The 18,480-nt window shown below is 70.8% G+C and carries 17 protein-coding genes; 9 read left to right on the top strand and 8 right to left on the bottom strand.

Features of this window, described 5'->3' with window-relative positions:
- Positions 1-360 precede the first annotated feature (360 nt).
- On the bottom strand, positions 361-1,011 hold the full coding sequence (locus tag AB0P24_RS19475; protein ID WP_365795527.1) for a DNA-3-methyladenine glycosylase: 651 nt from the start codon (positions 1,009-1,011) through the stop codon (positions 361-363).
- A gap of 152 nt (positions 1,012-1,163) precedes the next feature.
- Between AB0P24_RS19475 and AB0P24_RS19470 the strand changes: the two genes are divergently transcribed.
- From AB0P24_RS19470 to AB0P24_RS19460, 3 genes are all read left to right on the top strand, one after another.
- Positions 1,164-1,946: a sporulation protein gene (locus AB0P24_RS19470; protein WP_365795525.1), complete on the top strand. Its 783-nt coding sequence runs from the start codon at positions 1,164-1,166 to the stop codon at positions 1,944-1,946.
- A gap of 65 nt (positions 1,947-2,011) precedes the next feature.
- Positions 2,012-2,551, top strand: coding sequence for a YbhB/YbcL family Raf kinase inhibitor-like protein (locus tag AB0P24_RS19465; RefSeq protein ID WP_365795523.1), 540 nt, complete (start codon positions 2,012-2,014; stop codon positions 2,549-2,551).
- A 166-nt stretch (positions 2,552-2,717) separates the two neighbouring features.
- Complete coding sequence (locus tag AB0P24_RS19460; RefSeq protein ID WP_181805869.1) at positions 2,718-3,227, top strand: HNH endonuclease; 510 nt, start codon at positions 2,718-2,720, stop codon at positions 3,225-3,227.
- A gap of 108 nt (positions 3,228-3,335) precedes the next feature.
- Here the strand turns inward: AB0P24_RS19460 and AB0P24_RS19455 are convergent, their stop codons facing one another.
- From AB0P24_RS19455 to AB0P24_RS19445, 3 genes are all read right to left on the bottom strand, one after another.
- Positions 3,336-4,280 (bottom strand): SPFH domain-containing protein, encoded by a 945-nt coding sequence (locus AB0P24_RS19455; RefSeq protein ID WP_234539553.1) that lies wholly within the window; start codon positions 4,278-4,280, stop codon positions 3,336-3,338.
- A gap of 130 nt (positions 4,281-4,410) precedes the next feature.
- Positions 4,411-4,842 (bottom strand): NfeD family protein, encoded by a 432-nt coding sequence (locus tag AB0P24_RS19450; RefSeq protein WP_365795520.1) that lies wholly within the window; start codon positions 4,840-4,842, stop codon positions 4,411-4,413.
- A gap of 71 nt (positions 4,843-4,913) precedes the next feature.
- On the bottom strand, positions 4,914-5,705 hold the full coding sequence (locus tag AB0P24_RS19445) for an ABC transporter ATP-binding protein (protein WP_181805866.1): 792 nt from the start codon (positions 5,703-5,705) through the stop codon (positions 4,914-4,916).
- Positions 5,706-5,855: 150 nt separating this feature from the next.
- Here AB0P24_RS19445 and AB0P24_RS19440 point away from each other — a divergent pair, with 150 nt between their 5' ends.
- Positions 5,856-6,635: a hypothetical protein gene (locus tag AB0P24_RS19440; RefSeq protein WP_365795518.1), complete on the top strand. Its 780-nt coding sequence runs from the start codon at positions 5,856-5,858 to the stop codon at positions 6,633-6,635.
- Between the two features lie 79 nt (positions 6,636-6,714).
- Here AB0P24_RS19440 and AB0P24_RS19435 read toward each other — a convergent pair whose 3' ends face one another.
- The 3 genes from AB0P24_RS19435 to AB0P24_RS19425 form a co-directional block, all read right to left on the bottom strand.
- The gene (locus AB0P24_RS19435; RefSeq protein WP_365795516.1) at positions 6,715-6,963 is read right to left on the bottom strand and encodes a chaplin; all 249 of its coding nucleotides are present in this window, start codon (positions 6,961-6,963) and stop codon (positions 6,715-6,717) included.
- Positions 6,964-7,132: 169 nt separating this feature from the next.
- Positions 7,133-7,774, bottom strand: a complete 642-nt coding sequence (locus AB0P24_RS19430; protein ID WP_365795514.1) for a response regulator transcription factor — start codon at positions 7,772-7,774, stop codon at positions 7,133-7,135.
- Positions 7,767-8,912, bottom strand: a complete 1,146-nt coding sequence (locus AB0P24_RS19425; protein ID WP_365795512.1) for a GAF domain-containing sensor histidine kinase — start codon at positions 8,910-8,912, stop codon at positions 7,767-7,769. Before AB0P24_RS19425 ends, AB0P24_RS19430 begins: the two co-directional genes overlap by 8 nt.
- Positions 8,913-9,137: 225 nt before the next feature.
- Here AB0P24_RS19425 and AB0P24_RS19420 point away from each other — a divergent pair, with 225 nt between their 5' ends.
- The 3 genes from AB0P24_RS19420 to AB0P24_RS19410 all read left to right on the top strand — a co-directional run bounded on the left by AB0P24_RS19420 (position 9,138) and on the right by AB0P24_RS19410 (position 12,008).
- Positions 9,138-9,833: an SDR family NAD(P)-dependent oxidoreductase gene (locus tag AB0P24_RS19420; RefSeq protein WP_365795510.1), complete on the top strand. Its 696-nt coding sequence runs from the start codon at positions 9,138-9,140 to the stop codon at positions 9,831-9,833.
- Positions 9,830-10,960 (top strand): S-adenosylmethionine:tRNA ribosyltransferase-isomerase, encoded by a 1,131-nt coding sequence (locus tag AB0P24_RS19415; protein WP_365795508.1) that lies wholly within the window; start codon positions 9,830-9,832, stop codon positions 10,958-10,960. The genes AB0P24_RS19420 and AB0P24_RS19415 overlap by 4 nt, the downstream gene beginning before the upstream one ends.
- Before the next feature lie 298 nt (positions 10,961-11,258).
- Positions 11,259-12,008: a transglycosylase SLT domain-containing protein gene (locus AB0P24_RS19410; RefSeq protein ID WP_365795506.1), complete on the top strand. Its 750-nt coding sequence runs from the start codon at positions 11,259-11,261 to the stop codon at positions 12,006-12,008.
- A gap of 82 nt (positions 12,009-12,090) precedes the next feature.
- Here the strand turns inward: AB0P24_RS19410 and AB0P24_RS19405 are convergent, their stop codons facing one another.
- A complete protein-coding gene (locus AB0P24_RS19405) occupies positions 12,091-14,643 on the bottom strand; it encodes an FHA domain-containing protein (RefSeq protein WP_365795504.1) in 2,553 nt (850 codons plus the stop codon).
- Between the two features lie 232 nt (positions 14,644-14,875).
- Between AB0P24_RS19405 and AB0P24_RS19400 the strand changes: the two genes are divergently transcribed.
- Positions 14,876-16,870 carry a streptophobe family protein gene (locus tag AB0P24_RS19400; RefSeq protein WP_365795502.1) on the top strand — a complete coding sequence of 665 codons (1,995 nt, stop codon included), beginning with the start codon at positions 14,876-14,878 and terminating at the stop codon, positions 16,868-16,870.
- Between the two features lie 263 nt (positions 16,871-17,133).
- Positions 17,134-18,342, top strand: a complete 1,209-nt coding sequence (gene serB / locus AB0P24_RS19395; protein ID WP_365795500.1) for a phosphoserine phosphatase SerB — start codon at positions 17,134-17,136, stop codon at positions 18,340-18,342.
- Positions 18,343-18,480: the final 138 nt, after the last annotated feature.

Here is an 18,480-nt window from a genome sequence, read left to right as displayed (position 1 = left end):
TTGAGTTCTCAAGGAACGGTCGCTTCCTTTGTACTCACCCTCTCGGGCTTTCCTCCGGGCTTCCCTTCGGTCTTGCGTTTCCGACTCTATCAGATGCTTTCGGCGTCCGATTCCCGGTCGGCGGGATTGTCTTCGGGCTTTCCGGCTTTCGCCTGTCGGCCTTTCGACATTCACTACGTTAGCTGATTCCCGCCGGGACTCATAATCGAGTTCCGGGAGTTCGAATTCAGGCATGCGGGCATGCCGAAATCGACCCCGTCAGGGGAAGTCGCAGTTAGTGGGTGGCCGCTCCCGGCTGCTGGCGATTGCCGTACCCGGTTCAAGCGGCTCGGGCTACATTACGCACCTTCCAGGGACGCGTCAACTTGAGCGGCGCCTGGGGACATGTGCCCGATAGGGGCTCACCGTGGGATCGTTGGCGATCCAGTAGCGCCAGGGGTGGACGTCGCCGTTGCCGCCCTCGCCGGCGACGCCGGTGCGCGGACCGTTGCGTACCTGGTCGGAGGGGACGGGGGTCCCGGTCAGTATCCGCAGCGGGGTCTCGCCCGCGGCACACGCGTCCGTGCCGTCCAGGGCTCGGTCCACGCCCAGGGCGGTGGCCAGGCGAGCCGGTCCTTTGGCCAGTTCTCTGTCGTATTGGGCCGAAAGTCGACGTTTACGCGCGAGCTCGGCGCCCTCGATGATCTCGCCGGCGCGGAGCAGGACCGCGCTCGCGGTGCCCTCCGGACCACAGACGAGGTTCATGCAGAACCACATGCCGTAGGTGAAGTAGACGTACACGTGTCCGGGCGGACCGAACATCACGTCGTTGCGGGGGGTGCGGCCGCGATAGGCGTGCGAGCCGGGATCGTTCGGGCCGTCGTACGCCTCCACCTCCGTGAGGCGCACCGCGATCGGACCGTCCGGGGTGGTGCGGACGAGGATGCGGCCGAGGAGGTCGGGGGCGACCTCCAGTACAGGGCGGCCGAAGAAGGTTCTGGGGAGTGGCGTACGGTCCGGGGGCGCGATCATGGCGTCCGAGCCTAGTCCAGGCCGCGGACGCCAAGGACTGGTCAAAAAATCGTGTGCTTGCCAGGGTGTGGGCCGGAACCGGTCGTGGCCGGATCGCGTTTGTAGGGATCAAGGGTCCGTACGTAGTAGGTAGTCGTAGGTAGAGGAGAGTCATGGGGTTCAAGAAGCTGCTCGCGAGCCTGGGGGCGGGCGGGGCGTCCGTCGAGACGGTGCTCACCGAGGTGAACGTCGTACCGGGCGGTGTCGTCCAGGGTGAGGTGCGGATCCAGGGCGGCTCGGTGAACCAGGAGATCCAGGGGCTGTCCGTGGGTCTCCAGGCGCGGGTCGAGGTGGAGAGCGGCGACGAGGAGTACAAGCAGAACATCGGCTTCGGCAAGGTGCGGCTCGGCGGTGCCTTCGAGCTTCAGGCCGGGGCCGTGCACACGGTGCCGTTCGGGCTGGAGATTCCGTGGGAGACGCCCGTCACGATGATCGACGGGCAGGCGCTGCGCGGGATGCACATCGGGGTGACCACCGAACTGGAGATCGCGCGTGCCATCGACTCCGGGGATCTGGACCCGATCAACGTGCATCCGCTGCCCGCGCAGAAGGCGATCCTCGACGCCTTCATCCAGCTGGGCTTCCGCTTCAAGAACGCGGACCTGGAGAAGGGGCACATCCGGGGGACGCGGCAGACCCTGCCGTTCTACCAGGAGGTCGAGTTCCACCCGCCGTCCCAGTACCGGGGTCTGCACCAGGTCGAGCTGAGCTTCGTGGCGGACGCGCACGCCATGGACGTCATCCTCGAAATGGACAAGAAGCCGGGGCTGTTCAGCGAGGGCAGCGACACCTTCCGTTCGTTCCAGGTGGGACTGCACGACTTTCACGGGACCGACTGGGCGGCTTATCTCAACCAGTGGCTGTCCGAGGTCGGCAGCAAGCGCAACTGGTTCTAGGCTCGGGAACTGCGGATTCCGTAACGGGTTCCGTAATCGATCAGTATCGATCAGGAGGTACCGAGGTGACCGAGCTCAAGCGGCGGCCGCTCCCCCATGACTTCCATCCGCCCGTCCCGTCGTTCACGGTGACGAGCGAGGACATCGAGGAAGGGGCGACGCTCAAGGACGCTCAGGTCTACGCCAAGGGCAATACCTCGCCGCAGCTGCGGTGGGAGGGCTTCCCGGCCGGGACCAAGAGCTTTGCCGTGACCTGCTACGACCCGGACGCCCCGACGGGCAGCGGGTTCTGGCACTGGTGCGTGTTCGACATCCCGGTCTCGGTGAGCGAGCTGCCGGCGGGCGCGGGCAGCGGCAAGTTCGAGGGGCTGCCCGAGGGCGCGGTGCAGGTGCGCAACGACTACGGGTCGAAGGACTTCGGCGGTGCCGCGCCGCCGCCCGGGGACGGGCCGCACCGGTACGTCTTCACGGTGTACGCGGTGGACCAGGAGAAGCTCGGTCCGGACGCCGATGTGTCGCCTGCCGTCGTCGGGTTCAATCTGCGGTTCCACGCGATCGCGCGTGCGCAGCTCGTCGGGGAGTACGAGAACCCCGAGCAGGGCTGACGCGGCGCGCGAAATCAGCTGAGCGTTCATTGAACGTTTGCCCGCCTCTGGTCATGGAAGTGATCAGAGGCGGGCATTTTTTATTGCGTTGTCCATCTCGGCGCGCCCGTCCAGAGTTGATCCAAGCCCGCCGGGGGTGGGCAGGTGCACATGGGAGGTGGGCTGGATGCGTGACACGCTGGTACTGAACGCGAGCTTCGAGCCGCTGTCTACGGTGACGTTGAACCGCGCCGTCGTTCTGGTGCTCCAGGACAAGGCCGTCGTCGAGCAGGCCCACCCCGAACTGCGCATGCGCGGTGCGGATGTGGACATACCCGCGCCTCGGGTGATCAGACTGTGCAGGTATGTACGGGTGCCGTTCCGGAGACAGGCGCCCTGGTCGAGGCGGGGGGTGCTGGTCAGGGACCGGCACCGGTGCGCGTACTGCGGGCGTCGGGCGACGACCGTCGACCACGTGGTGCCTCGGGCCCAGGGCGGTCAGGACTCCTGGCTGAACACGGTGGCCTCGTGCGCGGAGGACAATCACCGGAAGGCGGACCGGACGCCGGATCAGGCGGGGATGCCGTTGCTTCGCAAGCCGTTCGAGCCTTCGCCGCAGGATGCGATGCTGTTGGCGATGGGGGCGGAGGATCTGGCGGCGCTGCCTGAGTGGCTGGCGGGGGATGTCGCCGCCTAAGAGGGCGCCAGGTGTCGGTTGTTCGGCGGCTGCGGCCGCGTTGTGGCTTGTCGCGCAGTTCCCCGCGCCCCTTACGTAGGCGCGGGGAACGTCTGCTTGTGAGCAGCCCTAGTCGATGTTCGGCTTCTCGCGGCGCTCTTGAGCGGGGATGTTGCCGCCGCCGTTCGAACCTCCGCCCAGGGAGCCGAAGTTGCCCATCGCGCCGGAGAGGCCCTTGAGGGCGTCGCCGATTTCGCTGGGGACGATCCAGAGCTTGTTGGCATCGCCCTCGGCGATCTTCGGGAGCATCTGGAGGTACTGGTAGGAGAGGAGCTTCTGGTCCGGGTCGCCGGCGTGGATCGCCTCGAAGACGGTGCGGACCGCCTGGGCCTCGCCTTCCGCGCGCAGCGCCGCCGCCTTGGCCTCACCCTCGGCGCGCAGGATCTGGGACTGCTTCTCGCCCTCCGCGGTGAGGATCGCGGCCTGGCGCGTGCCTTCGGCGGTGAGGATCGCGGCGCGCTTGTCACGGTCGGCGCGCATCTGCTTCTCCATCGAGTCCTGGATGGAGGTCGGCGGCTCGATCGCCTTGAGTTCGACGCGGTTGACGCGGATGCCCCACTTGCCGGTGGCCTCGTCCAGGACACCGCGCAGGGCCGCGTTGATCTCCTCGCGGGAGGTCAGGGTGCGTTCCAGGTCCATGCCGCCGATGATGTTGCGGAGCGTGGTGACGGTGAGCTGCTCGATGGCCTGGATGTAGCTGGCGACCTCGTAGGTTGCCGCGCGGGCGTCCGTCACCTGGTAGTAGATGACGGTGTCGATGTTCACGACCAGGTTGTCCTGGGTGATCACCGGCTGCGGCGGGAACGGTACGACCTGTTCACGCAGGTCGATGCGGTTGCGGATGGTGTCGATGAACGGGACCACGATGTTGAGGCCCGCGTTCAGTGTCCGCGTGTAGCGGCCGAAGCGCTCGACGATGGCGGCGCTCGCCTGTGGGATGACTTGGATCGTCCTGACCAAGGCGATGAAGACCAACACCACCAGAATGACCAGGACGATGATGACCGGTTCCATCGTCGCTCCCCGTACCCTTCTCCGCCTTGGCACTTCGGCAGATCTTATGGTTGTTGAAGATCTTGCGGGATGAGTCTGACAGACGCACGCACAACTCGGCGACTCTTCTGTTCAGTTGAGTCTTTCGAGGTCAGATGACAATCGCCGTGGCCCCCTCGATCTCCACGACGTCCACTTCCTGGCCCACTTCGTAGGCGCGGTCCGGGTCGAGGGCGCGCGCCGACCAGATCTCGCCGGCGAGTTTGATCCGTCCGTCCGCGCTGTCGACGCGTTCGAGTACGACGGCCTGTTTGCCCTTCAACGCGTCGACGCCCGAGGCGAGTCGGGGGCGCTGGGCGGCGTGCCGGTTCGCGATGGGCCGTACGACGGCGATCAGCGCGACCGAGACGACGAGGAAGACGAGTACCTGGAGCACGACGCCCGCGCCGAGTCCTGCGGTACCGGCGGCGGCCACGGCACCGACCGCGAACATGCCGAACTCCGGCATCGCGGTCACCACGAGCGGAATCCCGAGCGCCGCCGCGACGACGAGCCACCACACCCACGCGTCGATGCTGTTCACACAGCCATGGTAGGCCCGGGGGTGCCGACCCCGACAGTGCGCTTTGCCGGGTGAAGGGCCGTCAGGCCCCGTCAGGACAGGGGCAGTCCGTGAGCGGTCCAGCGGTCGCCGAGCTGCTCGACGACGAGCGGCAGGCCGAAGCAGAGGGAGAGATTGCGGGAGGTGAGTTCGAGCTCCAGCGGGCCGGCGGTGAGGACCTTGCCCTGGCGGATCATCAGGACGTGGGTGAAGCCGGGGGCGATCTCCTCGACATGGTGGGTGACCATGATCATGGAGGGGGCGATCGGGTCGCGGGCGAGCCGGCCGAGGCGGCGGACCAGGTCCTCGCGGCCGCCGAGGTCGAGTCCGGCGGCGGGTTCGTCGAGGAGGAGCAGTTCGGGGTCGGTCATCAGGGCGCGGGCGATCAGGGTGCGCTTGCGCTCGCCCTCGGAGAGGGTGCCGAACTTCCGGTCGACGTACTCGGTCATGCCGAGGCGGTCGAGGAAGGCGCGGGCGCGCTGCTCGTCGACCTCGTCGTACTCCTCCTGCCAGTGGGCGGTCATGCCGTAGGCGGCGGTGAGCACGGTCTCCAGGACGGTCTGGCGCTTGGGGAGCTTCTCGGCCATGGCGACACCCGCCATGCCGATGCGCGGGCGCAGGTCGAAGACGTCGACCTTGCCGAGGGTGTCGCCGAGGATGGTGGCGGTGCCCTTGCTGGGGAAGAGGTAGCTGGACGCGACGTTGAGGAGGGTGGTCTTGCCGGCGCCGTTGGGACCGAGGATGACCCAGCGCTCGCCCTCCTTCACCGACCAGGAGACCTGGTCCACCAGAGCCCGGCCCTCCCGGACCACGGATACGTCCTGAAGCTCCAGAACATCGCTCATGAGCGCGTTGTCTCCCCTTGCAGTGTCGCCGTTCTCGGCTGTCGCGTACGCCTGTGGCCCGGGCGGCGGCGCCAGTGGGCGCAGCCCCTACGAAATCTACGCCACGAGTGCGGCGCTCCATTCCATCGGTCCGGTCCTTAGGGTGGACGCATGCTCTCGGAACCGCGTTCAGGACGCCTCACAGCTTGGGGAAACGCCCTTTTGGCCGGACTTGTCTCTCCGGATGACGCCGTGCTCGCCATCGTCGGCGAGGACGCGGTGCATCGGGTGGAGGGGCTGCCGGGTGAGTCCGCTCCGGTCGGGCTCACGCTGGCGCTGGGGCGGCTGCGGACGCTGGGGGCGACCGGGCTGCGGGTGGCGCTGCCGGCGCCGGGGCATCCGCTGGGGCTGAGCGGGCCGCCGGAGTTCAATGCGCGGGCGCTGGAGGCCGAGGAGGCGGTGCTCTGTCACGGCGCCGCGCTCGGTCTGGTGCCCGAGGTGTACGAGGCCGGGCCCGTCGGCGATGTGCATGTCGAGGTGGTCTGGCATGTGCTGCCGGTGCGGGAGGCGCCGCCGGCCGACGTGCCGTCGCTCGGTGAGGCGGAGCGGGAACTGGCGGAGGCGCTGCGGGACGCGACCGACGTCCTGTCGAAGCTGGATGTCGCGGGGTCCGGTCCCGTGGCGGAGGCGGCGATCGACGCGTACCGGGCGCGGGCCGAACTGGGCCGGGAGGTGCTGGCGCCGGGATATCCGCCGCGGGCGGTGCGGGTGCTGGAGCTGGCGCAGCGGGTGGGGCTGCTGATCTCGCTGGCCTACGAGAACGGGCACGGCGGGGCGGTGAGCGCGTCGGAGATGGCGGCGCGTTCGCTGGCGCTGCGGCCGGTGGAGCGGACGGCCCGGCGGGCGCAGGTCGCGGCGTACAACTCGGTGGTCGAGGAGCGCGAGCGCTGAGGGGCCCGGCGGACGGCGCCGGCCGGCCTTCCGGGGGCGCCCGGAAGGCCGGCGGCCGATGCCGCGGTGCGGCCGGGTCTCAGTGGTTGAGGCCGAGGTTGCCGAAGGCGGGGTTCAGCACGCCGACGGCGTTGATGCTGTTGCCGACGACGTTGACCGGAACGTCCACCGGGGCCTGGACGACGTTGCCCGAGACGACGCCCGGAGAACCGTGGGCCGCGCCTGCCGCGGCGGCGCCGCAGGTGTGGGCGGACGCCATTCCCGCGCCGGCGGCCACGATCCCGCCGGCCACCATCGTCACGGCCACTGCCTTCTTCAGGTTCTTCACTTCTTGACCCCTCCTTGGCGATCGCCGCGGCGGTCGCCGCAGCACGCACTGGAGAACGGCGGCGGCCGGCAGAGGATGCGCCGTCCGGGTGACATTCCCACGACGGTATGAATCTCAGCCCGGAAGACGATCCTCCAGGTGCCCTCCGTGAAGCGTTGCGGAGGGCGGTTCAGCCGGCCACGCCATGGCGAACGGCCCACAGGGCGGCCTGGGTGCGGTCGGCGAGATCCAGTTTCATCAGGATGTTCGAGACGTGCGTCTTGACGGTCTTCTCGGACAGCACCAGGGCGCGCGCTATCTCGCGGTTGGAGCGGCCGTCGGCGATCAGCCCGAGCACCTCGCGCTCCCGCTCGGTGAGCGCACCGCCCCTGCCCTGGCCGCTGCCGGCCTCCTCCTGGGAGAGCAGGGCGCCGGCCACCTCGGCCTGGAGCAGGACGTGCCCCGCGTGCACGGAGCGGATGGCGGCGGCGAGCGCGTCGGGATCGACGTCCTTGTAGACGTATCCGGCGGCGCCCGCGCGCAGGGCCGGGACGACCGTGCGCTGTTCGGTGAAGCTGGTGACGATCAGCACGCGCGCGGGGTTGTCCAGTTCACGGAGCTTGCGCAGCGCCTCCACGCCGTCGAGGCCGGGCATCTTGACGTCCATCAGGACGATGTCGGGGGTCAGCTCCTGGGCGCGCTCGACCCCTTCGGCGCCGTCGGCGGCCTCGCCGACCACCTCGATGTCGTCCTGGACCTCCAGAAAGGTGCGCAGGCCCCGGCGGACGACCTGGTGGTCGTCGACCAGCAGCACCCGGATCGCGTCAGCCACCGGGGACCTCCATCTCGATCGTGGTGCCCTTGCCGGGCGCCGATTCCACGGTCAGCGTGCCGCCGACGCCGCTCGCCCGGTCCCGCATGGAGACCAGGCCGAGGTGGCGTCCGGCTCGCCGGGTGAGGTGCGGGTCGAAGCCACTGCCGTCGTCGGTGACCCGCAGGACGGCTCCGCCGCCGCGCCGGTTCACGGTGACGTCGACGTGGTCGGCCCCGGAGTGCCGCAGGGCGTTGTGCAGGGCTTCCTGGGCGACCCGGAGCAGGGCCTCCTCCTGGGCGGCGGGCAGGGCCCGGAAACCACTGGCGGCGAAGGTCACGCGCGCGGTGTGGGCGCGGTCGAGGACCTGGACCTGGGTGCGCAGGGTGGCCAGCAGGCCGTCCTCGTCGAGGGCGGCGGGGCGCAACTCGACCACGGCGGCGCGCAGTTCGTCGGCGGCCTCGGCGGCCAGCGCGGCCACCTGCTGCAGCTCGCCCTTGGCGCGCACGGGATCGCGGTCGACCAGGGCGGCGGCGGCCTGGGCGGTCAGACGCAGGGAGAACAGCTTCTGGCTGACCGCGTCGTGCAGCTCGTGGGCGAGCCGGGAGCGTTCCTCGGCGATGGTCAGCTCGCGACTGCGCTCGTAGAGGCGGGCGTTGGTGAGGGCGATGGCCGCGTGCTGGGCGAGGATGGAGAGCAGTTCCTCGTCCTCGGCGGTGAAGCCGCAGCCCCCGTCCGGCTTCTCACAGTTCTTGTTGGCGAGGAACAGCGCTCCGATCACCTCGTCGCCGTCCCGGATCGGCAGGCCCAGGAAGTCGGACATCTCGGGGTGGGCCGAGGGCCAGCCCTCGAAGCGGGGGTCCGTGCGGACGTCGGCGAGCCGCTCGGCCTTGGCTTCGCGCAGCATCGCCGCGAGGATGCCGTGCTGGCGCGGGAGCGGGCCGATGGCCTTCCACTGGGCGTCGGTGACGCCGTCGACGACGAACTGGGCGAAGCCGCCGTGGTCGTCGGGGACCCCGAGCGCGGCGTACTGCGCGGCGAGCAGCTCGCGCGCGGAGGCGACGATCGTCTTGAGGACGTCGCGCACCTCCAGATGCCGGCTCATGGCCAGCAGCGCGGAGCTCACCGCCGCGAGACCGGACCGGGGACCTCGACTCATGCCCTCACGGTACCGGCGGGGTGTGACACCGCGGATCGGGCCGGCGGCGCAGGCCCCGGACCGGTGGCCGTAGGCCCGGGGACCTAGGGCGCGAGGCCCGGCCCGGCGGCTTAGTCCGAAGGGCCCCGCCGGGTTGCGGCCCGCGTCCGAGGCGGCCGGGGCGGTCGCGTTCCTACGTTGGGATCACCGCCGACGCGGGCGGACGGAGCCGAGGGGACGGTTGTCATGCCGGTAGCGATCATCACGGGGGCCTCGAAGGGGCTGGGGCGGGCGCTGGCCGAGGCGCTGGCCGCGCGCGGCTGGGATCTGGTGCTGGACGCCAGGGGCGCCGGGGTACTGAAGGAGGCGGCCGAGGCCGTCGCGGGGCACGGGACGCGGGTGGTGGCGCTGCCCGGCGATGTGACGGACAGCGGGCACCGGGCCGGTCTGGTGGCCGCCGCGCGGGAGCTGGGCGGGACGGACCTGCTGGTGAGCAATGCCAGCGCGCTGGGCGCCGAGCCGCTGGTGCGCCTGGGCGAGCTGCCGCTGGCGGGGCTGCGCCGGGCGCTGGAGGTGAACGTGGTGGCCGCGCTGGGTCTGGTCCAGGAGGCGCTGCCGCTGCTGCGGGAGTCGGCGGCGGGTGCGGTGGTGACGGTCAGTTCGGACGCGGGCGCCGAGGCGTACGAGACCTGGGGCGGTTACGGCGCCTCGAAGGCGGCCCTGGACCAGCTGGCGGCCGTGCTCGGCGTGGAGGAGCCGGGGCTGCGGGTGTGGGCGGTGGATCCCGGGGACATGGCGACCGGCCTGTACGCGGCTGCCGTGCCGGACGACGACGATCCGCGGCCGGCCCCGGTGAGTGTCGTACCGGCGTTCCTGCGGTTGCTCGACGAGCGGCCGGCGAGCGGCCGGTACGGGGCGCCGGCTCTGGTGGAGGGGCGATGACGACGGTGCTGCGGGTGCCGGAGGAGCTGTCCGCGCGGGTGCCGGCCGAGCAGCGTGGGCCAGGGCTGGAGCGGGACGCCGTACGGCTCCTGGTGTCGCGCGGGACGGCGGTGTCGCATCACGCCTTCGCCGAGCTGCCGTGCCTGCTGCGGGCCGGCGACCTGCTGGTGGTGAACACCTCGGCGACGCTGGCGGCGGCCGTGGACGGGCGGGTCGGGTACGCGCGCGTGGTGGTGCACTTCTCCACGCGCGGGGACGACGGGCGGTGGGCGGTCGAGCTGCGGGAACCGGACGGGAACGGCACGACACGCGCGCGTGCGGGTACACGCGCGGAAACCGCGGTACGGCTGCCCGGGGGCGGGCGGCTGGTCCTGGAGGAGCCGCTGAGCGAGCGGGGCGAGCGGCTGTGGTGGGCGCGGGCCTCGGTGGACGTGCGCGGGGTGCTGCGAGAGCACGGGCGGCCGATCCGTTACTCCTATACGGAGCGGAACCAGCCGTTGTCCGTCTACCAGACGGTGTTCGCGCTGCCGTCGGCGGACGGGGCGGGGAGCGCGGAGATGCCGAGTGCGGCGCGGCCCTTCACCGCGCGGCTGGTGGCGGAGCTGGTGAGCCGGGGGGTGCAGTTCGCGCCGGTCACGCTGCATACCGGGGTGTCGTCGGCGGAGGTGCACGAGCCGCCGTACGCGGAACGTTTCGCCGTACCCGAGGCGTCGGCACGGCTGATCAACCACGTGAGAGCCGATCGGGAACGGCACGCGGCGCTTCCTCGCGAGGGCGGTGGACGACGGGCGGGCGGGAGGGTGATCGCGGTGGGGACGACCGCGGTGCGGGCCGTGGAGTCGGCCGCCGGGCCCGACGGGGTGGTGCGGGCGGCCGAGGGGTGGACGGATCTCGTGGTGACACCCGAGCGCGGGGTACGGGTGGTGGACGGGCTGCTGACCGGGCTGCACGAGCCGGAGGCCTCGCATCTGCTGATGCTGGAGGCGGTCGCGGGGCGGGCCGCGGTCGACCGCAGCTACGAGGAGGCGCTGCGCGGGCTCTACCTCTGGCACGAGTTCGGGGACGTGCACCTCATCCTCCCGGAGGAAGGCCCTCACGCAGAGCATTGCGACAGCAACCCCTGGTGAGATTCCTGTGCGGCCGATGTGAGGCCGCACATAGGGCGCACATCACGTACGAACGGACATAGGAGATAAAGAGTCCTGCCGCGAACGGGGCAGACGTTCCAGTCTGTCCCGATTTGCCTATATGGGCTCCACTACCCGGGATCGTAAGTCACACCTTTGCCACAGCATTTTGCGACCGCTAAGAATGGCTGCCGTCGCTCAGCACCGCGGGTTCCCCTCGCGGTGTTCGTGCAGGAGGAGCCGGTCTCCCCCGCAGACAACGAGCGACCTCCGCGCTATTCGAAGAGGTCCTACTGCCATGCCCAAGCACATCCACAGTCCCGCGCTGACCAAGCACCACAAGATCGCGCTCGCCGGTGTCGCCACGCTCGGCGCCGCCGCCCTCGCCTTCTCGGCCGTGCCGAGCAACGCCGAGACGGTGACGTCCGGTGCCCCCGAGACCGCCGCCAAGGTGGCCTACGGCACCGAGCAGATCAAGGACGTCACGGGCACGGTCACGGACCAGCTGGCCCTGCAGAACGTCAAGGTCGAGGCCATCGCCGCCAAGAGCAAGGCGACCTCCGCCCACCAGCGGCACGCGGCGCACGTGAAGAAGGTCCACGCGGCCCACGTCGCGCACGTCCACGCCGCCCACGTGAAGCACGCCGCCGCCAAGCGCACCGCCGGGCAGGCCGCGAGCCGGTCCGCGCAGCGCCCGCAGATCCAGCCGGTCGCCGCGAAGACCTACGCCGACAACCTCGACGGCTGGATCCGCCAGGCCCTCGACATCATGAACGCCAAGGGCATCCCGGGCTCCTACAACGGCCTGCACCGCAACATCATGCGGGAGTCCTCCGGCAACCCGAACGCGATCAACAACTGGGACATCAACGCGATCAACGGCATCCCGTCCAAGGGGCTGCTCCAGGTCATCCCGCCGACCTTCGCCACGTACCACGTCTCCGGTACGTCCTGGAACATCTACAACCCGGTCGCCAACATCACCGCCGCCGCCAACTACGCGGCGCACCGTTACGGCTCGATCGACAACGTGAACAGCGCGTACTGAGGCAGCGCGGACCTCGGCACCGACACGCCGAAGGGCGGCACCCCGTTGCGGGGCGCCGCCCTTCGGCGTCGTACGGGGAGGGCTACTTGCGCATGACCTCGGGCTCGTGGCGGCGCAGGAAGCGGGCGACGAAGAAGGCGCAGACCACGCCGAGGACGATCAGGGCGATCATGTCCAGCGTCCAGGCGCCGGCGGTGTGCGCCCACAGCGGGTCGTCGGGCTTGCCCTTGCCGGGCGGGGCGATCCTGTTGAAGTCCAGGGTGGCGCCCGCGGCGGCGACGGCCCAGCGCGACGGCATCAGGTACGAGAACTGGTTGACGCCGATCGTGCCGTTCAGGGCGAACAGGCAGCCGGTGAAGACGACCTGGATGATCGCGAACATGACCAGCAGTGGCATGGTCTTCTCGGAGGTCTTCACCAGCGCGGACATCACCAGGCCGAACATCATCGAGGTGAAGCCGAGCGCCATGACCGGCAGGCAGAGCTCCAGGAGCGTGAGGTGGCCGAAGACCACGCCCTCGGCCGGCATCGTCCGGCTGGCGAAGCCGATGACGCCGACCAGCAGGCCCTGCAGGACCGTGACGATGCCGAGCACGAAGACCTTGGACATCAGGTAGGCGGAGCGGGACAGGCCGGTCGCGCGCTCCCGCTCGTAGATGACCCGTTCCTTGATCAGCTCACGGACGGAGTTGGCGGCACCGGCGAAACAGGCGCCGACCGCGAGGATCAGCAGGACCGTGGTGGCCGTGCCGTTCGGGACGGGCTGCTGGGTCGCCGGGTTGATCTCCGTGTTGACCAGCAGGTCCTTGCCCGAGTCGATCAGCAGGCTCACCGAGCCGAGGACCAGCGGCAGGATCACCGTCAGGGCCAGGAAGCCCTTGTCCGAGGCGATCACCGACACGTATCGACGCACCAGGGTGGCGAACTGCGACATCCAGCCCTGCGGCTTGGGCGGCTTCATCGCCTGCATCGGAGGCATCTGTACGGACTGCGGCTCGATGGCGTCGATGTCCGCGGCGTACATCTGGTAGTGCTGCGAGCCCTTCCAGCGGCCGGCCCAGTCGTAGTCGCGGTAGTTCTCGAAGGCGGAGAAGACATCGGCCCAGGTGTCGTAGCCGAAGAAGTTCAGCGCCTCCTCCGGCGGCCCGAAGTAGGCCACCGCGCCGCCCGGCGCCATCACCAGGAGCTTGTCGCACAGCGCCAGCTCGGCCACCGAGTGGGTGACGACGAGGACCGTGCGGCCGTCGTCGGCGAGACCGCGCAGCAGCTGCATGACATCGCGGTCCATGCCCGGGTCGAGGCCCGAGGTGGGCTCGTCGAGGAAGATCAGCGACGGCTTGGTGAGCAGTTCCAGGGCCACCGAGACGCGCTTGCGCTGGCCGCCGGAGAGGGAGGTGACCTTCTTCTCCTTGTGGATGTCGAGCTTCAGCTCGCGCAGCACCTCGTCGATGCGGGCCTCGCGCTCCTGAGCCGTGGTGTCGGCGGGGAAGCGCAGCTTGGCCGCGTACTTGAGGGCCTTCTTGACGGTCAGCTCCTTGTGCAGGATGTCGTCCTGCGGGACCAGACCGATGCGCTGGCGCAGCTCGGCGAACTGCTTGTACAGGTTGCGGTTGTCGTACAGGACCTCGCCCTCGTTGGCGGGGCGGTAACCGGTGAGCGCCTTGAGCAAGGTCGACTTGCCGGAACCCGACGGGCCGATGACCGCGATCAGGGACTTCTCCGGGACGCCGAAGGAGACGTCCTTGAGGATCTGCTTGCCGCCGTCGACCGTGACGGTCAAGTGGCGTGCGGAGAAGGAGACTTCACCGGTGTCGACGAACTCTTCGAGCCGGTCGCCGATGACCCGGAAGGTGGAGTGGCCGACGCCCACGATGTCGTTCGGGTCGAGCAGCGCGCTGCCACCCTTGGCGATCGGCATACCGTTGACGTACGTGCCGTTGTGCGAGCCGAGGTCGCGGATCTCCATGCGGCCGTCGGGCGTGGAGTGGAACTCGGCGTGGTGACGCGAGACCTGCAGGTCGGAGACGACCAGCTCGTTGTCCAGGGCACGGCCGATGCGCATCACGCGGCCGATGGAGAACTGGTGGAACGTGGTCGGGCTGCGGTCGCCGTAGACCGGCGGCGCCCCCGCGCCGCCACCGGAGGCCATGGCCGGGACGCCCTGCTGCTGCGGGATCGCCGGCGAGGCCTGCTGCCAGCCCGGTTGCGGAGCGGGCGGCTGCACGGCCGACGGCTGCGGAGCGGGCGGCTGGGACCAGCCCGCGCCGCCCGCGCCCTGCGCCGCGTACGGCTGCTGCTGGGGCTGCGGCTGCGGCTGGACGACGGCGGCCGCGGCGCCGGAGAGGCTCAGGCGCGGTCCGTCGTTCGCGTTGCCGAGATGGACGGCCGAGCCCGGGCCGATCTCCGACCGCTGGACCCGCCTGCTGTGCACGAAGGTGCCGTTGGTACTGCCGTGGTCCTCGATGGCCCAACTGCGGCCGTCGAAGCTGATCGTGGCGTGCCGCCAGGAGACCCTGGCGTCGTCGAACACGATGTCCCCCTGCGGATCGCGTCCGAGGGTGTATGACCTGGACGGATCGAGCGTCCAGGTGCGTCCGTCTGATTCCAGTACGAGTTCCGGCACTCCAAGCCCCATGAGTAGTCCCCCGAGTTGCCCCCATCACAGGGAGTCTAGGGATGTCGAACATCGTCGGGAACTATTCCAGGCTCGGCCCTCTGACCGAAAGCCGGGCCTTGCGGAGGCCTCGTACGATCGCTTCGACTCTTTCCGTTGACGGGGTTGAAACCGGGCCGGAGAGTGGTAATCCACGCGAGGGGGACAAGCGCGGCGGAGTGGTCCGGGGCGGCTGCGGATCGGGGGGCCTGTCATGAGTGCTGGTGCGTCTGGCACGCGAGTCGAGCACGTGAAGCACGGCGCGCGGCTGCCGTGGGCCGACATCCTGCTGTCCGCGATCGCCGCCGTGAGCTGGGCGTTGATCGGTATGGCGGGTACGGCGGCGCTCGGTCTGCATCTGCTGCGGGCCGACGCGGCGGGCTCACTGGGCCCGATGACCGCGGCGGTTGTGGCGCTCGGGGCGGGTGGTTCGGTCACCCCGGACGGAGATCTGTCCGCCTTCGGCCTGAAGGGAGCGCAGGCCACCACGGCCATCGAGATCACGCCACTGGGGGTGAGCCTGGTCGGTGCGCTCCTTTTGTCATGGTTCTTCTTACGGTCCCTGCGCACGGCCGGAGTTGTGGTCGCCCCGGCCGAACTGCTGGCCCGCGCGGGCTCGGTGGTGGTGCTGTTCGTGGCGATCCTGGGCGGACTGGCCTGGGCGGGGCACTCCGTCGTGACCATCGACGGCGGTGCGCTCGGGCTGGACAAGGTGACGGGGGGCGGGGGCAGCGGCGGCCTGAAGATCCCCGGCATCGGTGACATCGGCGGGCTGCTCCCCGACCGCCTCGGCAACCTCGTGCACGCGAAGGCGGCGGTCGGCTTCAGCGTGGACACGGCGGCGACCCTGCTCGGCGGCCTCGGCTGGTCGGCGGGCATCCTGCTGATCGCCCTGCTGGCCTCGCGCCGGACGCCGCTGCCGCCCGGCTGGGCGGCGGTGCACCGGGTGGTGCGGCCGGCGGCCTCGGCGCTGGTGACGGTACTGCTGGTGGCCGTGGCGGCCGGCTGGGCGGCGGCGGCCTACGCGGCGATCGGTGACCCGCACCCGGCCAGGATCCTGGGGGCGGCCCTGCTCGGCGCCCCGAACGGCACCTGGCTGGGCATCCCGATCGGCCTCTTCGTGCCCTTCGACGGCAGGGCCACGGGCGTCCTGACCGTGTTTCTGCCGCATCCCCTGGACGCCCTGCTGAACTCGAGGTCCGACCAGTCGGTGACCCTGGGCCGCCTTGCCGGCCTGGACGGGCGGGTGTGGCTGCTGGGAGTGGCGGCGGCGCTGCTGATGCTGCTGGCCGGGGTGTTCACGGCGGTGCGGACTCCGGTGCGGACTCCCATGGGGACTCCGGTGGGGGCGAGGGGCGCCGGCCGGCCGGACTCCGGTCCCGGTGCGCTGGGATTCGCCGGGCGGTGTGCCGTGCGGCTGGGGATCGCCACCGCGCTGACACTGCCGTTGCTGGCCTGGCTGGCGGCGGTGTCGGTGGACGCCTCGCTGTCGGTGCTGGGCTTCGACGCGTTCGGCGCGGGGATCCGACTGCACGGGCAGTTGGGCATGGCGCTGCTGCTCGGAGCGGTCTGGGGTGCGGCGGCGGGAGCCGCGGGAGCGCTGCTGGCGTGGGTGACCGGCGCGGCCGGGTCACGTGCGGCTCCGTTGGCACTGGGTGACGCGGGGCAGGACGGGACAGGGAACGGGCCGCCGTACCAGAGGGCCGGCGGGGCTCCGGGGCCGGCCGACGGCGAGGGGGCGGGACCCTACGCGCCGGGGACGCCGTACCGTCCGCCGAATCCGGACACGAACCCCTATCTCCGGGTGCCGGAGGAGCTGCGCGGGGCGGGGGGTGGCCGTGGGCCCTGGTCCGGTGGAGCGCAGGGCGCCGGAGCGGCATCGCCGAGTGGTGCCGCCGAACCGGGCCGTCGTCCGCCGGGCGCCCCGCCCCCGGCGGACGGCGACCGGCACGCCGACGACCGCCGGGCACCGCGGGAGCGTCGGCCGGGTGGCGGCGGGTCCCCCTCCGACGCACCGCCGCCGGACTCGGGCGATGTGTACGGTGCTCCCACGATCGCCCGGCCGCTCGACCCGCCGCCCCGCTCCGCGCGGCCCCGGCCGAGCGCACGGCGGCCCGACGGCTCCCAGGGCGGTCCCGGCGCCGGGCCCCCGCCGCCGCCTCCTCCCCCGCCCCCTCCGCGGCCGCCCAGGCGTCCGCGCGGATCGTGACGTCCGCCGGGTGCGCGGATCGTGACATCCGCCGTCCGGGCAGATCTTGACGGCCGCCGTCCGCCGTCCGCGCGGCCCGGGGCTGAAGCGCGCGTGCGAACACAGCCCGGATGCGCTGCCGCCACGGCCGTCGATATCGCACGCACGTTCGCCTGTAGTCCGGAGGCAAAGCGTCCGACACCGGCCCGACACCTGTTGTTCCGTGTCCGTCAGGCGGACCACCTGCGCCGCAGGCACGGGGTGCCGGTTACGGTGGTTACACCATGAGCGATCCGCAGACCTCCGAGGTCCCCACTCTCCTCGTCAAGATTTTCGGCAAGGACAGGCCGGGCATCACGGCCGGCCTCTTCGACACTCTTGCCGCCTACATGGTCGACGTGGTCGACATCGAGCAGGTCGTCACCCGAGGCCGGCTGGTGCTGTGCGCGCTCGTGACCCAGCCCCCGGCGGGGCTGGAGGGCGACCTCCGGGCGACCGTGCACAGCTGGGCAGAGTCGATGAAGATGCAGGCGGAGATCATCTCCGGCCTCGGCGACAACCGTCCGCGTGGCCTCGGCCGTTCCCTGGTCACCGTCCTCGGTCACCCCCTGACCGCCGAGTCGACGGCCGCCATCGCCGCGCGGATCGCCAAGACCGGCGGCAACATCGACCGTATCTTCCGGCTCGCCAAATACCCGGTGACGGCCGTCGAGTTCGCGGTGTCCGGCGTGGAGACCGAGCCGCTGCGCACCGCCCTGGTCTCCGACGCGGCCGAGCTCGGCGTGGACATCGCGGTGGTCGCGGCCGGTCTGCACCGGCGGGCCCAGCGCCTGGTGGTCATGGACGTGGACTCCACGCTCATCCAGGACGAGGTGATCGAGCTCTTCGCCGCGCACGCCGGCTGCGAGGACCAGGTCGCCGAGGTGACGGCGGCCGCGATGCGCGGCGAACTGGACTTCGAGCAGTCGCTGCACGCGCGCGTGGCGCTGCTCAAGGGGCTGGACGAGTCGGTCGTGCAGAAGGTGCGCGCCGAAGTACGGCTGACGCCCGGTGCACGGACCCTGATCCGTACGCTGAAGCGGCTCGGCTACCAAGTCGGCGTCGTCTCGGGCGGTTTCACCCAGGTCACCGATGATCTGAAGGAGCGGCTGGGGCTGGACTTCGCCCAGGCCAACACGCTGGAGATCGTCGACGGGAAGCTGACCGGCCGGGTGACCGGCGAGATCGTGGACCGGGCGGGCAAGGCACGGCTGCTGCGCCGGTTCGCCGCCGAGGCGGGCGTGCCGCTGGCGCAGACCGTGGCCGTCGGTGACGGGGCCAACGACCTGGACATGCTGAACGCGGCCGGTCTCGGTGTCGCCTTCAACGCCAAGCCGGTGGTCCGCGAGGCCGCGCACACGGCGGTGAACGTCCCGTTCCTGGACACGGTGCTGTATCTGCTGGGCGTCACCCGCGAAGAGGTCGAGGCGGCGGACACCCACGACGAGAGCTGAGGCGTCCGGGAGCTGAGGCGTCCGGGAGCTGAGGCGTCCGGGAGCTGAGGCGTCCGGCCGGCCGGGCCGGATACGAGGGGCCCCGCGCCGTCTCCACGGTGCCGGGCCCCTGGTCGTCCCTCGTGATCCCTCGTGCCG

Source organism: Streptomyces sp. NPDC086519 (genome assembly GCF_040686075.1).
GTDB classification, from domain to species: Bacteria; Actinomycetota; Actinomycetes; order Streptomycetales; family Streptomycetaceae; genus Streptomyces; species Streptomyces shenzhenensis.
This window is presented reverse-complemented; position numbering and strand designations above follow the sequence as displayed.

What these genes read in the sequence shown, in the direction of transcription:
- AB0P24_RS19475 (WP_365795527.1), bottom strand. Translation starts at nt 1,011, where the DNA reads ATGATCGCGCCCCCGGACCGTACGCCACTCCCCAGAACCTTCTTCGGC.
- AB0P24_RS19470 (WP_365795525.1), top strand. Translation starts at nt 1,164, where the DNA reads ATGGGGTTCAAGAAGCTGCTCGCGAGCCTGGGGGCGGGCGGGGCGTCC.
- AB0P24_RS19460 (WP_181805869.1), top strand. Translation starts at nt 2,718, where the DNA reads ATGCGTGACACGCTGGTACTGAACGCGAGCTTCGAGCCGCTGTCTACG.
- AB0P24_RS19455 (WP_234539553.1), bottom strand. Translation starts at nt 4,280, where the DNA reads ATGGAACCGGTCATCATCGTCCTGGTCATTCTGGTGGTGTTGGTCTTC.
- AB0P24_RS19445 (WP_181805866.1), bottom strand. Translation starts at nt 5,705, where the DNA reads ATGAGCGATGTTCTGGAGCTTCAGGACGTATCCGTGGTCCGGGAGGGC.
- AB0P24_RS19440 (WP_365795518.1), top strand. Translation starts at nt 5,856, where the DNA reads ATGCTCTCGGAACCGCGTTCAGGACGCCTCACAGCTTGGGGAAACGCC.
- AB0P24_RS19425 (WP_365795512.1), bottom strand. Translation starts at nt 8,912, where the DNA reads ATGAGTCGAGGTCCCCGGTCCGGTCTCGCGGCGGTGAGCTCCGCGCTG.
- AB0P24_RS19420 (WP_365795510.1), top strand. Translation starts at nt 9,138, where the DNA reads ATGCCGGTAGCGATCATCACGGGGGCCTCGAAGGGGCTGGGGCGGGCG.
- AB0P24_RS19415 (WP_365795508.1), top strand. Translation starts at nt 9,830, where the DNA reads ATGACGACGGTGCTGCGGGTGCCGGAGGAGCTGTCCGCGCGGGTGCCG.
- AB0P24_RS19410 (WP_365795506.1), top strand. Translation starts at nt 11,259, where the DNA reads ATGCCCAAGCACATCCACAGTCCCGCGCTGACCAAGCACCACAAGATC.
- AB0P24_RS19405 (WP_365795504.1), bottom strand. Translation starts at nt 14,643, where the DNA reads ATGGGGCTTGGAGTGCCGGAACTCGTACTGGAATCAGACGGACGCACC.
- AB0P24_RS19400 (WP_365795502.1), top strand. Translation starts at nt 14,876, where the DNA reads ATGAGTGCTGGTGCGTCTGGCACGCGAGTCGAGCACGTGAAGCACGGC.
- serB (WP_365795500.1), top strand. Translation starts at nt 17,134, where the DNA reads ATGAGCGATCCGCAGACCTCCGAGGTCCCCACTCTCCTCGTCAAGATT.